Origin of the sequence: Nitrosomonas ureae (assembly GCF_900206265.1) — a bacterium.
GTDB lineage: Bacteria > Pseudomonadota > Gammaproteobacteria > Burkholderiales > Nitrosomonadaceae > Nitrosomonas > Nitrosomonas ureae_C.
In genome coordinates this window covers 461258-476959 of sequence record NZ_LT907782.1, presented here as the reverse complement: position 1 = coordinate 476959, position 15702 = coordinate 461258, and the positions used below count along the sequence as shown (strand labels likewise).

The 15702-nt window shown below is 45.8% G+C and carries 14 protein-coding genes and 1 pseudogene; 5 read left to right on the top strand and 10 right to left on the bottom strand.

The genetic code is table 11. The annotated features are described in order from the left end of the window. Positions 1-16 precede the first annotated feature (16 nt). Positions 17-889 carry an NAD kinase gene (locus CPG39_RS02065; RefSeq protein WP_096291812.1) on the bottom strand — a complete coding sequence of 291 codons (873 nt, stop codon included), beginning with the start codon at positions 887-889 and terminating at the stop codon, positions 17-19. A gap of 294 nt (positions 890-1183) precedes the next feature. On the opposite strand from CPG39_RS02065, the gene hrcA reads away from it, so the two are divergent. Together hrcA and hemH are read left to right on the top strand one after the other, a co-directional pair. Next, positions 1184-2203, top strand: coding sequence for a heat-inducible transcriptional repressor HrcA (hrcA, locus tag CPG39_RS02060; protein ID WP_096291811.1), 1020 nt, complete (start codon positions 1184-1186; stop codon positions 2201-2203). 138 nt (positions 2204-2341) lie between these two features. Beyond that, positions 2342-3427, top strand: a complete 1086-nt coding sequence (gene hemH, locus CPG39_RS02055; protein WP_096291810.1) for a ferrochelatase — start codon at positions 2342-2344, stop codon at positions 3425-3427. A gap of 48 nt (positions 3428-3475) precedes the next feature. Here hemH and smbP read toward each other — a convergent pair whose 3' ends face one another. The 8 genes and pseudogenes from smbP to CPG39_RS02015 form a co-directional block, all read right to left on the bottom strand. Further along, positions 3476-3820 carry a small metal-binding protein SmbP gene (gene smbP / locus CPG39_RS02050; protein WP_096291809.1) on the bottom strand — a complete coding sequence of 115 codons (345 nt, stop codon included), beginning with the start codon at positions 3818-3820 and terminating at the stop codon, positions 3476-3478. Between the two features lie 410 nt (positions 3821-4230). Further along, entirely contained in the window at positions 4231-4467 is a 237-nt protein-coding gene (locus CPG39_RS02045; RefSeq protein WP_096291808.1) for a hypothetical protein, read from the bottom strand. Further along, a protein-coding gene (locus CPG39_RS02040) for an IS3 family transposase (RefSeq protein ID WP_231990362.1) occupies positions 4464-5710 on the bottom strand; the annotation gives its coding sequence in 2 pieces (ribosomal slippage) (positions 4464-5428 and positions 5428-5710; 1248 coding nt in all). Before CPG39_RS02040 ends, CPG39_RS02045 begins: the two co-directional genes overlap by 4 nt. Before the next feature lie 648 nt (positions 5711-6358). Beyond that, on the bottom strand, positions 6359-7453 hold the full coding sequence (locus CPG39_RS02035; protein ID WP_096291807.1) for an endonuclease/exonuclease/phosphatase family protein: 1095 nt from the start codon (positions 7451-7453) through the stop codon (positions 6359-6361). Between the two features lie 368 nt (positions 7454-7821). Next, a complete protein-coding gene (locus CPG39_RS02030) occupies positions 7822-8235 on the bottom strand; it encodes a transposase (RefSeq protein WP_231990430.1) in 414 nt (137 codons plus the stop codon). 10 nt (positions 8236-8245) lie between these two features. Further along, positions 8246-8803: a transposase gene (locus tag CPG39_RS02025; protein WP_172424065.1), complete on the bottom strand. Its 558-nt coding sequence runs from the start codon at positions 8801-8803 to the stop codon at positions 8246-8248. 294 nt (positions 8804-9097) lie between these two features. After that, positions 9098-10067, bottom strand: a pseudogene (locus CPG39_RS02020) (IS5 family transposase). A gap of 309 nt (positions 10068-10376) precedes the next feature. Continuing rightward, a complete protein-coding gene (locus CPG39_RS02015) occupies positions 10377-10739 on the bottom strand; it encodes a hypothetical protein (RefSeq protein ID WP_096291804.1) in 363 nt (120 codons plus the stop codon). A gap of 363 nt (positions 10740-11102) precedes the next feature. Between CPG39_RS02015 and CPG39_RS02010 the strand changes: the two genes are divergently transcribed. After that, positions 11103-11429 carry a hypothetical protein gene (locus CPG39_RS02010; protein ID WP_096291803.1) on the top strand — a complete coding sequence of 109 codons (327 nt, stop codon included), beginning with the start codon at positions 11103-11105 and terminating at the stop codon, positions 11427-11429. Here the strand turns inward: CPG39_RS02010 and CPG39_RS02005 are convergent. Beyond that, complete coding sequence (locus tag CPG39_RS02005) at positions 11423-12760, bottom strand: DUF3422 family protein (protein WP_096291802.1); 1338 nt, start codon at positions 12758-12760, stop codon at positions 11423-11425. The two genes, CPG39_RS02010 and CPG39_RS02005, sit on opposite strands and share 7 nt — an antisense overlap. 169 nt (positions 12761-12929) lie before the next feature. Here CPG39_RS02005 and bioA point away from each other — a divergent pair, with 169 nt between their 5' ends. Both bioA and CPG39_RS01995 read left to right on the top strand, forming a co-directional pair. Then, positions 12930-14267, top strand: coding sequence for an adenosylmethionine--8-amino-7-oxononanoate transaminase (bioA, locus tag CPG39_RS02000; protein WP_096291801.1), 1338 nt, complete (start codon positions 12930-12932; stop codon positions 14265-14267). Between the two features lie 22 nt (positions 14268-14289). Next, entirely contained in the window at positions 14290-15687 is a 1398-nt protein-coding gene (locus CPG39_RS01995; protein WP_096291800.1) for an MBL fold metallo-hydrolase RNA specificity domain-containing protein, read from the top strand. The last annotated feature ends 15 nt before the right edge of the window (positions 15688-15702 follow it).

The following is a 15702-nucleotide window of genomic DNA, read 5'->3' as shown; positions in this document are numbered from 1 at the left end:
TTCCGTGCGAAGTACATCAGGGAAACTCACTCCAACCTAATTTCTCTCTGAGCATACGATAATAACTGTGATTGACCGAGTGTAACAATCGCACTGTTTTGGGAAATCGCCGTACGATAATGCTGTCCGTCAGATCCAGATCAAAGCAGGAATGACTGTCACAATTTATGCGCACATTCGCACAACTTTGTATCTGAATTTCAACAATGGCTTCCGGTCCGATCACGATGGGACGATTGCTAAGGGTATGCGGACAAACTGGCACCAGCGCTATCAAATCCAGCCCGGGATGCAAAATCGGACCGCCGGAGGACAGTGCGTAAGCAGTCGATCCGGTTGGTGTCGTCACAATTAATCCATCGGCACGTAGTGTATTGACATACTCACTATTGACTCTTACTTCAAATTCAATCATGCCACTGCTCATGCCGCGATAAAGAACCACATCATTGAATGCCAAACTGCCAAAAACGCTAACACCATCCCGAATGACTTCAGCATATAACAACATCCTTCGTTCGGTAATGTAATTCTCCGCAAGTATTTCATCTAAGGATTTAAACATTGTGTCTACCGATAAATCGGTAAGAAAGCCAAGTCTTCCTTGATTAATCCCGATCAAGGGCACATCATAGGAAACCAGCATTCGTGCGATATTTAGCATGGTGCCATCACCACCCATTACTACCGCCAGATCGGCCTGCGTGCCGATATCTTCCAGAGTCAGTGCCAGATATTTATCGCTACCAATCTGTGATGCCGTGAGATGATCCAGCAGAACGGTATAATTTTTCGCCGTTAAGTATTCCGCCAAACTCAGCAGTGGTATCGCAATTTCAGGATTTTTATGTTTGCCGATCAACGCGATGGTGGAAAATGAGGAATTCATGACTCAGGAAAATAACCTACTTTAATTGTATTGCGAAAAAATTAAATTTAAATACTAAAGTTATCTCTAAAATTAAACAGGTTAATCTCAAAAACAATTTAAGCAAAGTTGAAAATAACCAAATTGAACATAGCTAATCGACAATACAAACCCTCTCAGAAATACTTATACTCCGATTGCAACGCCAAACTCATCGGGGAATCCCATCGTCAATGAAGTTTAGCATAGATGAGATTCGACAAATTACTCTTACAACCAAACTATGGATTCTGCTGATTCGTGTAGAATTACGCCATGCTAAATGAACGTGCACAGATATTATTGAAAACGCTGGTAGAACGGTATATCCACGAAGGCCAACCAGTTGGCTCGCGTTCACTATCAAAATTTTCCGGACTTGATCTCAGTCCGGCGACTATTCGTAATGTGATGGCGGATCTGGAGGAAATGGGGCTCGTGGCCAGTCCGCATACTTCGGCGGGAAGAATTCCAACTCCGAAGGGATATCGTCTTTTTGTCGACACGCTGCTGGTAGTGAAAACATTGGATAAAATTGAATTGAATCATTTGGAAAATCAGCTCCATCCTGACAATCCTTCACGCCTAATCAGCGCGGCTTCTCAGTTGTTATCAGAATTGACCCGTTTCGCCGGTGTCGTGATTACGCCCAAACGGAAAGGCGCAATATTCCGTTATGTGGAGTTTATGGCATTATCCGAAAAACGCATTCTGCTGATTATCGTAACACCCGAGGGCGATGTGCAAAACCGCATTCTCTTTACGCATACTCCTTATAGCCAATCCGATCTGATCGAAGCCGGTAATTTCATTAACCAGAACTATGCAGGCTGTACATTGGATCAAATTCGTAGTCGCTTGGGCAGCGAATTAAAGCAATTGCGTAGTGAAATGATCAGCCTTATGAGTGCAGCGATTGAAATGGGTGGCGATGCAATCAATGAAAGCAGCGAGGCCGTGGTGCTCTCCGGAGAGCATAACTTATTACAAGTTGATGATTTCTCTGACAACTTGAATAGCTTGAAAAGTTTATTTGAGTTATTCGAACGCAAAACTAGGCTGTTGCAGCTGCTCGAATTAAGCCGGCAGGCGCACGGCGTAAAAATTTTCATTGGGGGCGAATCCGATAGCACATCGTTGGAAGAATTCAGCGTGGTGACCGCGCCTTATGAAATGGAAGGAAAAATTGTAGGTACAGTCGGTGTCATCGGCCCTAGACGCATGGCATATGAGCGCATTATCCCAATTGTCGACATTACTGCAAAGCTGCTTTCCAACAGTTTGTCGCAGCATTGAGCTTGTATCCAGCGGATTTATTACTGACTATTCACGAAGTACCCGCAATACCATTGCATTCTTTCATTAAGCCGGTAATCCAGTAATATCCAAATACTGTTAATTGATTTTCTCAGATGAAGGTAACCTTTAGAATCCATGACCTCAAAATCTCACTATCAACATGGTTCGCGCAACCGAACCGGCGTATTGCTAATAAATTTAGGAACACCTGACGCGCCAACGGCTCAGGCACTACGCCCATATCTCAAGGAGTTTCTCAGCAATCCTCGTGTCATTGAAGTGCCCCGGCTAATTTGGTGGCCAATTCTGCATGGTTTTATCCTGCCTTTCAGGCCTAAGGCATCCGCAGAAAAATACACAAAAATCTGGATGCCGGAAGGCTCACCGCTTAAAGTACATACCGAACGGCAAACAAAACTGTTACAGGAAATGTTACAAACCCGGTTAAAAAATCCACCCATGGTCGAATACGCGATGAACATTGGCAAACCCTCAGTGGCCACCGTTCTACAAAACATGCAGGCACAAGGTTGCGAGCGCATTCTGGTCATCCCGCTCTTTCCCCAATATGCTGCCAGCAGCACCGCAGCGGCAATGGATAATGTCTTCACGGTATTAAGCCGGATGCGTAATCAACCGGCTATACGTACCGTCAAACAATACCACGATCATCCGGCTTACATCGCGGCACTCGCCCATAATGTGCGCGATTACTGGAGCGCACACGGACGCCCAGACAAATTAATTATCAGCTTTCACGGTACCCCGCGCTCTAGCCTGGATAAAGGTGACCCTTATCATTGCGCTTGCCAAAAAACCGGACGACTGCTGGCTGAAGCATTGGCTTTGGATGCAAACCAATATGCCGTTTGTTTCCAATCGCGTTTTGGCAAAGCCAAATGGCTAACGCCATACACTGCCGTTACTCTGGAACAATTGGGCAAGGCACGAACACAAAGGGTTGATGTGATATGCCCCGGATTTGTATCTGATTGTCTGGAAACACTGGAAGAAATTGCGATTGAAGCGAAAAATATATTTGTTCAAGCAGGGGGTAAGGAGTTTCATTATATACCTTGTCTGAACGAGCGCACCGACTGGATTCAAACATTGGCGGATATTGCGTGCAACCATCTGCAAGGGTGGCTGGATAACGAAGTTTCCGAGGAAGCCACGCAGTTATCAAGAAAGCTGGCTTTGGAAATGGGCGCAAAAAGCTAATCCATAAATTTTCCCCTCGTGAGCTCGAGGGGAAATAACCTTAACTCATCAATGACCGGATTGACGCATATGTTTCATCGCTTCCTCGGCATGTTTAGCAGACTCCTGGCCATGACCCATTTCAGCATGCTTGATTGCCTCTTCCAAATGCTTGATCGCTTCATCCATATGTTTATGTGCTTCAGCATGCTCCTTGCCCGCTTCTTTTGCATGCGCCAAACTTTCTTTTGCATGCGAAAGCGATTCCTTGGCATGCCCCATTTCACCATGAGCCTGAGCTTTTCCTGCATGCTCCATTGCTTCTGAGGTATGACCCGCATCCGATGCCCAAGCCTGGGTACCGGTAAAAAATGCGAATGTTCCGGCTACGATTGCTGTTGATATCAATTTCATAATTATTTCTCCCTTTATAACAATACGTTAAAAGAACAAGATTTTCTATAAAATCTTAGTGGCTGGAGGAGCTTCAACATAATTACCCAATATTTATTGGAGTCACCAGCACGCTTTCAGTATATACCTAATTCAAATGTTCCTGATACTTGTCCATACTTATTACCATAATGGAATTTGAATCAAAAATAGCAACCTACGTTTCCACTAGAGCTTCTTCAACAAATAGAAATTGACCAATTCTGAAAGACACGAGGATACAACGCTGATCCTTAACGTTATATATGATACAAATAGCCATATTCGGATCTCGTTCACCACAATACAATTTAAAGAAGTCTAGCATGAAGGTAAAAGGCAAATTGGAGCCGGGCGATGCCTTTGTAAGTCAGTTTCGCTTGAGCGCAAAGTTAGGCCTTCATGGCTTCCAAGACTCGTAAATGGTTCCGGACTTGCTCGTTGAATTCAGTTCTAGCGCCACGATACACTACGAGCTTCTGCTCATACTCCTCATCCACTGGAGTGGTATACGACTTGAGAATTGCCAGTGTTGCATTCCAGAAAGCTATAGCAGAGACTGTTAACTGATCATCACCGAGCAAAGTAACAAACTGGAGTTGTCCCAATTTGACGGACATTTTTTTCATGGAGTCGAGAGAGTCTCGACCTGTGAAAGCGAATTGTAGTCTATCGCGATTTGATTTTTCTCATTCAGTTTTCTCTCAAAATTGTTTGGTGATAAGTATCCCAGTCCAGAATGCCTGCGAGTGGGGTTGTACCATGACTCGATCCAGGTGAATATGGCCAGCCTTGCTTCAGTTTTATTTTTCCAGGAGCGCCTATCGATCAATTCACATTCCAGGGAAGCAAAAAAACTCTCAGCCATTGCGTTATCATAGGCATCACCTACACTGCCCATGGATGGACGCACGCCCATTTCCTTGCATCGTTTGCCGAAATCAACGCTGGTGTATTGACTGCCTCTATCGCTGTGGTGAATCACTTTGCCCGGTTTACGAGTGATTAACGCCATGTTCAACGCACTGATCACCAGACTTGCTGTCATGGTTTCGCCGAAAGACCAGCCCACTACCTTACGGCTGAATACATCGATGACCACGGCTAGGTACAAAAACCCTGCCCAGGTAGGAATGTAAGTCATGTCCGCAACCCATAGTTGATTGATGCTAGCTGCCTTGAAATGACGTTGCACTAAATCCGGTGCAGGGTGGTCACGCTTATTCCGATGAGTCGTGATCACAAAGCCTCGCCTGCGACTCACTCCTTTAATTCCAGCTTCACGCATCAACCTGCCTACGCGCTTATGATTGACCCTGACTCCAAGATCGGCTAACTCAACGGTAATGCGGGGGCGGCCATACGTACCATCGCTTGTACGGTATATAGCCATGATCTGCTCGATCAATCGACAGTTGGTAATGGCCCGTCGGCTGGGTGTGCGTTTTGCCCAGTCATAGTAACCGCTGTGCGATACACCAAGTGTTTCACATAGAACACGAGCCGGAAATTGAGCCCGGTTTGCCTTGATTAATTGGTACACCTTCCCCATCAATCCGTGTTGTTTGCAAACCAGGCCGTAGCCTTTGCCAATATGTCACGCTCCATCTCCACACGCTTGAGCTTCTTACGCAATTCCAGCAGCTCCTGCCGTTCGTTGGCACTCAAGGAAACAACACTCGATGTTGCAGCGAAAGCAATTGTCTGGCTTGATCTAATTGGTACACCTGCTGCTCGACACCAGGTTTGTATCGAAGTGTAGTGGCAACCAAATTCCTTGGATAATTGCTTGGGGCATTTGCCTAATGCTACCAATTCCACCATCTGCTGACGAAACTCCGGTGGGTAAGCAGGTTTGTAGTTTTGTGTCATATTTCTTCTCCTTTAAACAGAACATAATGTGTCCGTTCAAAGGGGGCAACTCCATCCTGACAGCTATAGACATATGTGTCATTGGCCTTAGATGCTGCTTAGTGCTTCTACGGCACGGGTTCAGTAAGATATTCGCTTTGCTTACGAACATATTCATGTGAACTTGCCATGAAGTCTACAAGAGCACCTTTTAGCTCACTTTTAGCTCATTACGGTTCTCGATTTTGTACCACTCTAAAATGATCGTACCTTTTGGACTGGTCAGAGCGGTTTAATTGTGCCAACTATCGAGAATGTTCGTAGTCTCGATCCCTCACTTGAAAATGGCGCGCCCACATCGCACTTGCAGCAGCAGCTAGAAGTGGACCAACCACAGCCCAGATTCTGAGGAATGGTATCCCCGCTTGTAAAAGGTTCAGACATAGCCTATCTAGCAAAAATTAGAATACCGCATTCTCATTTATCAGATTTACCCAGCCAACATAGAAAAATTGCTATCCAATCGAATTAGACAAATAAGATATTTTTTATGAGAATCTAAAAAATATAAATGAACGGAGCACCCGAAGAATAACAACCTGATGCTACTTATTAACCTCGTATCAGAAAACTCGTATCAGAAAAAATTTTGATACATCAAATAATGTGCTAGATCACTGAATGTTTTTCAGGTTGGGGAACATCACTCTTTTTAACATTCTGATTTTCTGTTTTGCTCTTAGCCCAGGCCAAATCATCGGCATCGGCGTCCAGGCCGTTATCTTCATTATTGCGGTCAGCGGTAAGTACTAGCTCGGTAAAGAGTGCGTAATGGTCCGAACCAAAGCTTCTGAGTCGCTTCAAATTCTGAAGCGAGAAGTGCTTGCTGTGAAACAGATGATCTAGCGGCCAGCGTAAGAACCAATAGTTGGCATGAAAAGTATTAAACATACCGCGCCCCACTCTTGGATCAAGTAATCCACTTATTTTTCTGAATAACCGCGTGGTTGCCGACCAGGCCACGTCATTCAGATCCCCGGTTACGATAACCGGCACGTCGGTATCGGCGACACTTTTAGCAATGATCACAAGCTCTGCGTCACGTTCGGAAGATTCACTATTTTCCGTTGGGCTGGGAGGTGCGGGGTGCAAAAAATGTATGCGAACTTTGTGTCCCGATGGCAGAAGTACAAGCGCATGCATTGACGGCTTATCCGGTTCTACCAGATACTCGATTTGAGTGTTCATCATTGGAAATCTGGAATAAACATGCATGCCATAGAGATTATCCAGCGGGCACTTGATCGTATAGGGATAATCGATTTCCAGGATATCCAGTTGCGTTTGCCACCAGATATCGGATTCCAGAGTTACCAGTATATCCGGTTGACACTCGTGAATCAGTGCAATCAATCCTTGTGCGTTCTGATTGGTCATCAAAACATTGGCGGTGATAATTTTAATTCGACCTTGGTTATCGGAATTGTTTGCGGCATTTACTTCTAACGGAAATATCCGTGTATAAGGGACAATCCACCATGCTTGATAGCCCAGGCAAACCAATGCAACCACAACGAGCCCCCATGTTTGCCACAATGATAAATCGAGCAGTGACAATTCCAAGACAAGTGTGAACAGTAGTGCCAGAAAAAGCTGCAACCGTGGAAAGTCGAGCCCCCGTATCCACCATGCCTCATGGCGGCTGAAGGGCAAAATTGTCAGAATGGCTAATATTGTAGTTGTAATCAGGAACGTAGTTAACATCAGTTGAAAAGTATATTCACTTCCTTATAGTGTAGTCGCGCTTTGGTCTGATAATCATTCGATTTGTTAAAATAACTATCCAGCCAAATTCAGCTTCATTCAAAGTAGTGATTTTATCGCGTTATATCTATTTCTCGTCAATTAATGTTTGCATCGATACGCAACGACGTGTCCTGCGATAATGCATTCAGCGACTCGATCGGACACAATATGAGATCTTTGCAAAAATACGCGATTTTTTATTTTGATGAAATTCTGGGTTTATCTTTATATGGCAGTGTGATTTTTAGCCATTTTTCTACAAATGAGCAGGGAATAATCACTCTAAACCGGGCATTCCCGATCAAGAAGACGCAATATCCCAATCCCTATGTTTGCGTGATTAATCGGCGATCGGCGAAGTGTTTGGGCAGCCTTTTCAAGTTATACGCCATCGCCAGGAGCAGATGCCAGGCATGCGCTTTGGCCAGACCACGGTAACGCAGGATTTTGGCATTGAACCAGCTTGCCTGGCTGCCGAAGGTGCGCTCTACCCCATACCGCGCTTTCGCGATCAGGTGATTGCGCCATAACTGCCGGCGCGTCAACGGGTTGTGCTTCGCGGCTTTATCCTGAATGCCGTTTTTAATGCCGCGTGATTTCAGCGCAACGCGATGTTTCTGGCTGCTATACGCCCTGTCGGCGTGAACACGGACTCCCGGCTGGATATTGGCTTTGTCGAGCAAATCCAGCAGTGGCTTGCTGTCATGGCAATTGGCCACGGTAGTTTCAACCACCAGCACCAAACCATTGTCATCGACTACCGTAGCTGGGTCGCTTCAACGACTTGCACGCTGTCCGGGCATCCGCTTCATCATCCCGTTCTTCCCGATCACTCACCACTTCATAAGCAGGCCTGGCTTTAAGTTTACGCGGACTCTGCGTAATGCTCGCATCAATATGATTGCCTTTCATGACCATAATGTCGTACATTTGTATTTGCTCATTTATCCGTGTTAACAATCCATCCCAAGCGCCCGCTCCCGTCAGCCGGATTCGAAAGCGCGACAGCACGGAATGATCCGGCACATCGTCTTCCAGTGACAGTCCCAGAAAGCGCATCACGTGCAGATTCGAGTTCGCCATGTCTTCCACCGACTCATCGCTTAAACCGCCGTTCCAGATTCTTACCAGCAGCATCTTGAACAGCAGCAAACCCGGATACGCCGGACGGCCCGCTGCATCCAATACCGGTGCGTAATGGACTGTGATCGCTTTCTCTATCGAATTCCAGTCTATCAATTGATCAATCTGCTTCAGGAAATTCCCTTTCCGCGTGCGGCGGGTTACATCATATTCCGAAAAACTCATGGCCATCGCTTCAATTCATTGTTTCAAAATATAAATTATATCATCCGATCCATTGCTCCAGAATTGTAACCGCGCAAAGGTCTCGTTATATCTTTTGAGCTTTATCTTATGTGCGGTTTCTCACATAAGATAAATTTTGAACGGTTGGGCAAACTTGAGAACTCCTAAAGAAACGCTGATTAATACACCGCACCCCAGGGGCTAAGCGAACGGTTTTGGGATATTAGGTTAGAATTTGCCATATTCTGGCTTGAATTGCGCTATTTCTTGCATTATTTCCCTCAATTCTTGTCTTTAAGACGCAATCCGGCTGGCTGAGCTACATAACCACCGGCGAGCCAGCAGCAAGTTGGCAAGCCCAAACAGTGAAAACATCTGAGCGTTATTTTTGGCCATTCCTTTGTAGTGGGTTTTGCGGTGCATGAGCAGATTCTTTACAACATGAAAGGGATGCTCAACCTTGGCGCGAATGCTGGCTTTTGCATGTTCAAGCTTCCCATCAGTTCGCCTGCTGTTGTTTTGGGCAATGCCTTGCGCTTGGAAGGACGCATTGCAATATGCCAGGTTACGGGCAATTCAGGATTCTTCTTGTCGTTTTTCAATGCCTGGATAGCCCGCATCACCAAACACATCGGTTCCATCACCATGCAGCAGCGCCTGTGCCTAAGTAACATCGTGGACATTGGCTGCCCGTTCCGATCAGGGTGTGAACAAGCCCTGATTGCGCATCGACACCGATGTGTACCTTCATGCCGAAGTGCCATTGCTGGCCTTTCTTGGTTTGATGCATTTCGCTATCGCGCGCCCGTTCCTTGTTCTTAGTCGAAGGAGGGGCTGAAATCAGCGTAGCATCAACAATCGTGCCTTCGCGATGAAATAATCCACGTTCAGCTGATTGCATCAAAGATCGATTCCGTCAGAGGATGCCCTTCCAGTAAATGACGAAATCTCAGCAGAGTCGTCGCATCCGCTGCCGCTTCCCGATTCAGATCACTACCACAAAGTGACGAATGGCTTGGCTATCATATACAGCATCTTCCGTGCCTTCATCCGAAAAACCAAAGCACTGTTGCACAACATACATCAGCATCCGTTCCAGACCAGTCGGTGGGTGATCCCGCCTACCGCTAACCGGATAGTACGGCGCAATAACATTCAACACAGATGCCCAAAGTGTTGCAGCTTCAATTTCATCCAAAAAACGATCTCGTCGGGTTTGTTTCTTCTTTGCCGCATATTCCAGGTCAGAAAAGCTTGATTGCATCGCTCTATTCCATTTATCTATAGCCATGTATTTATCAAACCTCTGCAACTCTATTCGATGTGATCGAATAGATCAGTGTTTCCTATATTCGACCTGAGGTCGAGCCTCGAGGTCCTTTCAATATTAGCTATTAGTGAGAGTTTAAAGGCGTTTTCCTATTTTTTCGGGTATATCGAATAGTAAACACTGAAAGCGTTTAGGCGAAATAAGATCATTACTTCTCAAAAATACAATAAATAAAATATAAGTTGGCAAAAGCAGTTTATAAAAAATGAAATCAATAGCTTTCATATAGTAGAACAAAGTAATTTAGGATAAGGTGTACTGCGGCAGTGATGCCGTAGAATGCACGCATTCACCCGCCCTTTCCATTTTTGTTTTGAATTTCTCTATCATTTCCATAAGCTCAGCATTAAATTCATTGGGCGTCAGCGTGAGAATAGTCTGATGCGGTAAGGTCACATAAGAAATAATCCGGCACGGGAAAGGATAAATATGCGGAATGATGTCATTTTCTTTCGGTTCATAGTAAATCCAAAGTGTCTCATCATCAGGAATTTCCGGGTCACTTTCAAAAGCAACGTAAGGAATATAGCCTGATACAAGCATAATAATTTCGGATTGGCTTAGGTTTAAACTGTAAATGCCATATTCATAATTTACTGTCTTCATTTGTTTTCCTCAAAGCTTGTTAGTCACAATCCAACCACAATTGATGGTTGCATTACAGGCATCCGGAACAATATTCAGGCGTTGCGCTTTGTGCCATAGCAAACGCAATTTGAATTTGCTTTGCTGTATAAGCAAGCGGCGACTAGTGGTCAATAATCAACACATTTGACGGCGATTCTTTAATGGATTGATTGATGATGGTTGCGGATACCGGCGCTATTGCATCATTCTGTGTTTCGCTTACTTCGACTGAATTTTAACTTTCTTTATTTTCTTTAATCTGCTGGCGAAGAGGCGACGATCTAAACCGTACAAAAAGAGGTTCAACATAAAAAATTATGTCTGGCTGTGGATACGTTTGGTATGCCGATCAGAGTCGATACTACGCAAGATACCACAGAAGATTGTTCACAAGCTTCTCGTCTGGTCGAGGGGATTACAGCAGAGTATTTGCTTGCGGATCGCAATTACGACAACGATACTATTGGGGGACAAGCTAAAACTAAAAGTATGAATCGTGTGACACCATCCCACGCAGGAACCGAAAAACACAAAGAGATCATAGTTCAGAACTTAATCGTTCACGGTCACATTGATGAGAATATATTTTATATCTCAAACAATGGTGCGTATCGTCACGCGCTATGCCAAACTGCATTTGGGTCAGTATTTTGTGACGAGCACTATTGAGGTAGTTTAAAAAATTTGTCATGAATACGGCGCGTAGCTCGCCAGACCAACCACACGACAACAGGAATCATCAATCCCGTCAGCAGCTCAGGCTGTATCAGTAAGCCGGCCGCTTTGCCTGCTTTCGCCAAATACAATAACAGACTGATGACATAATACGAAATTGCTGCGATCGATAAGCCTTCCACTGTGCTCTGTAAGCGCAATTGTAATTCCTGGCCACGGGTAAGTTTCTCCAATAACTGTTGATTCTGCGTTTCCGTCTGGATATCAACGCGTGTGCGCAGCAAAGCACTGGTTCGTGATACGCGCGCGGAAAGATAGCTCATGCGCTGTGCCGTCGCATCCACTGTCGCTATCGCGGGAGAAAGCCGCCGTTGCATAAATTCTCCAATGGTTGGTGTACCTGGTATGGCTTTTTCCCTAAGTTCGTTTATACGTTGTATCACCAGTTTGTTATACGCTTGTGTCGCCGCAAAACGATAACCATGTTCAACCGTGGCACGCTCAATGCGTGCAGCCAGAAAGATCAGTGTATCGAGAAGCTCCTGATCAGAGCTGGCCTTATTCTCGAGTTGCGCGGTAATGTCCGATAATTGCTGTTCTGCACTGGTTAACTCTGGAATAAGTCGCTTAGCGAACGGTAAGCCTTTTAATGCCATTAACCGGTAAGTCTCAATTTCAAGCAAGCGCTGCGCAACACGCCCAGCGCGTGTCTCGGATGCATCAGCCGACATAATCACCAACATGCGCTCAAAACCGCTTGGACGCAGCCTGAAATCCGTCACTGCAAGCGAGTATCCTTCTCTGCCCATTAGCGACGCTACCACGCGATTACCGCCAAACCAGTTGCGCGCTTGCTCAAGTGTTTTGTCTGCTTGACTTAGTTCACCCTCCATCATCGCCAGCTTGATAGCCGCAAAGGTTTTTCCAGGAATTCCGGCCAGCCATCCTTGCGGTAACACAATATAAGCCAGTAGTTCAGGATCTACCGCACCCAATTGGACAGTTTCAGGCATGTGTTGTAATAACGCATAGCGTGTAAACTCCGTATGACGCTCCCATCTCAAAACATAATCTTGCAGGTACAATTGTAAAAAATTATTTTGCAATTGCTCCGGCATTAGGGTTTGTTGCCCGGGAAGACGGCGCAAATGGTCACATTCCTGTTCGCGCGTAATACCCGCATTGATTACAACCACATAGATCACCAATGCGGGTAGCTGGATGCGCTGGCTGGGACGGGCATGCACCTCATTGTGGAGCACTATGCGTTGCGCATCGTCATCAGGCAATAAATTGGATGGAGAGGCATTAATTTCTGGGCTCATACCTGCGAAAAAAAAGAATTTTATTGGGAAACATGAATGTATCAAGGATCCTGTACCAGGTCAAAAATACTCAGAAGTGCCATCTCATAGTCTACAATGATCATTAACTATCATCGAAAATGCTAGCAGTAATCTCCAGGAATTTTCGCACTTCGGTTAACAAATTAATATGACAAAAAACAATCTCGATACGCCTATACCTCCATTACATCTGCAACAGCGAAGTCTTGAAACTGTATGGCATCCGTGCACGCAAATGAAACAACACGAAGCCTATCCGCTTATTCCAATAGTCAGCGGAAAAGGCGTATGGCTTCATAGCGCGGATGGCAATTGCTATCTGGATGCAATCAGTTCCTGGTGGGTCAATCTCTTTGGCCATAGCAATGCTTATATCAATGCCGCGATTCGTGACCAGCTCGAGAAAATAGAACATGTCATGCTGGCAGGTTTTACCCATGAGCCGGTGGTAGCGCTATCGGAACGGCTGAAAAACATGACACCGGGGACACTCGGACATTGTTTCTACGCCAGCGATGGCGCTTCAGCAATTGAAATCGCATTGAAAATGAGCTTTCATTACTGGCTTTTGTGCGGGCAGCCGCAGAAAAATCGTTTTATCAGTTTGCAAAACGATTATCATGGTGAAACCTTGGGCGCACTATCAGTCACCGATGTCGCCATTTTCAAGCAAACCTACGCGCCATTATTAAATCCGTGCGTACATGTTCCCACCCCCGATTGGCGCTATGCTGAACCAGGCGAATCAGCGCAAGATTACGCTATTCGCGCTGCTGCCGCCCTCGAGCGGCATGTCGCGGAAAACCACAAACAGATCGCCGCGCTCATTCTTGAACCTCTGGTTCAAGGCGCAGCCGGCATGGGCATGTATCATCCGGTTTATTTGCAGCGCGCGCGGGAAATATGCAATCAGTATCAGATACATATGATTGCTGATGAAATTGCGGTCGGTTTTGGTCGAACGGGTACCCTGTTCGCTTGCAACCAGGCTGATATCGCTCCGGACTTCCTATGCTTATCGAAGGGTCTGAGCGGTGGTTATCTGCCGCTCTCGGTCGTCATGACCACCGATACGATTTATCAAGCTTTCTATGATGACAAAACAGCTCATGCATTTCTACATTCGCACTCGCATAGTGGCAATGCATTAGCCTGCCGCGCAGCTCTAGCCACACTGGATATTTTTGAACAGCATCAAATCATTGATGCCAACAAAATCAAGGCAGCCTATCTCAACAAAATTGCCGCCCCGCTTGCAGCTCATCCCAAAGTCATCGATTTCCGCAATTGCGGCATGATCTGGGCTTTTGAAGTTGAAACAGAAGATGCGGATTTTGCTGCAACATGTTTTCAAGCCGGGTTGAAGCAACAATTATTATTGCGCCCATTGGGAAAAACCATTTATTTCATGCCACCTTATATTATCAATGAATCGGAGATGGACTTGCTGGTCAATGGCACGCTGCAAATATTGAATACACTTTAAATTCATCGATAAAATATATATCATGCAACTGACTTTCTTAGGAGCAGCAGGAGAAGTCACTGGCTCCAGTTACCTCATTGAAACAGGAACAGTAAAATTTTTGGTCGATTGCGGTATGTTTCAGGGTGGAAGGGAAGCGGACAAAAAGAACCGCACCGCTTTTAAATTTGACCCTAAAACAGTCGACTTCGTATTATTGACTCACGCTCATATCGATCATTCCGGATTATTGCCGCGGTTGAGCGCTTGGGGCTTCCGAGGACCGGTATACTGCACTGCGGCGACCGCCGATTTACTCCATGTCATGCTCAAGGATAGCGCCTATATTCAGGAGAAAGAAATCGAATGGCGCAATAAATCACGTCGCCGTAGTCAATTTCCACAAGATCTCGCCCCGCTTTATACAGTGACACAAGCGGAAGCCCTGCTGAAGCAATTACATCGTATTGATTACGATATCGAAATTTCTCCTCATTCCACAATACGATGTTGTTTTCGCGATGCCGGACATATTCTTGGCTCTTCCATCATCGAGGTTTGGATAAAACAACCCACAGGACATAAGAAAATTGTATTTTCCGGTGATCTCGGGCAACCCGGACATCCGGTCGTGCGGGACCCTGCGTTTATCCGCCAAACCGATGTTCTGTTGATTGAATCCACCTACGGCAATCGGTTGCACCGCAATATGACCGATACATTGGATGAACTGGTGCATGCAATTAACGATACCCTCATTCAAAAAGGCGGCAACGTCATCATTCCGGCATTCACCGTGGGACGTACTCAGGACATTCTGTTTCTTCTGGTAGATCTCTATCGGCAAGGCAGACTTGAGGACATGGAAATTTATGTGGATTCACCGATGGCTCGGGCAGCTACTGAAATCACGCTGCAGCATCTTGCCCTGCTCGATCAGGAATCCGCCAATGCATTGCAATGGATAAGCGATAGCGCACGAAAGCCCCGGATACATTTTGTGCAAGACATTGAGGAATCCATGCAACTCAATGATATAAAACGCGGCATTATCATCATTTCAGCCAGCGGCATGTGCGACGCCGGACGTATCAAACACCACCTCAAATACAATTTGGGCCGACCTGAATGCAGCATTCTGATTACCGGCTTTCAAGCCGCGCGAACCTTGGGCAGGCGTCTTGTGGATGGCGCCAGGCAAGTTAATATTTTTGGTCAGGAAGTTCGTGTCAGGGCAACTATTCATACCATAGGTGGCCTCTCCGCGCATGCCGATCAGGCTGACTTACTCGCTTGGCTTGGACACTTCCAGAAAATGCCTGAAAAGATTTACGTTGTGCATGGCGAGCTCAGCAATTCCACTGCCCTGGTCAATGCGATTCAGCAAAAACTGAATTGGACAGCCAGTATTCCGGAGTATTTGTCGGAGGTTGCACTCTAAATCCGGTAATTAACT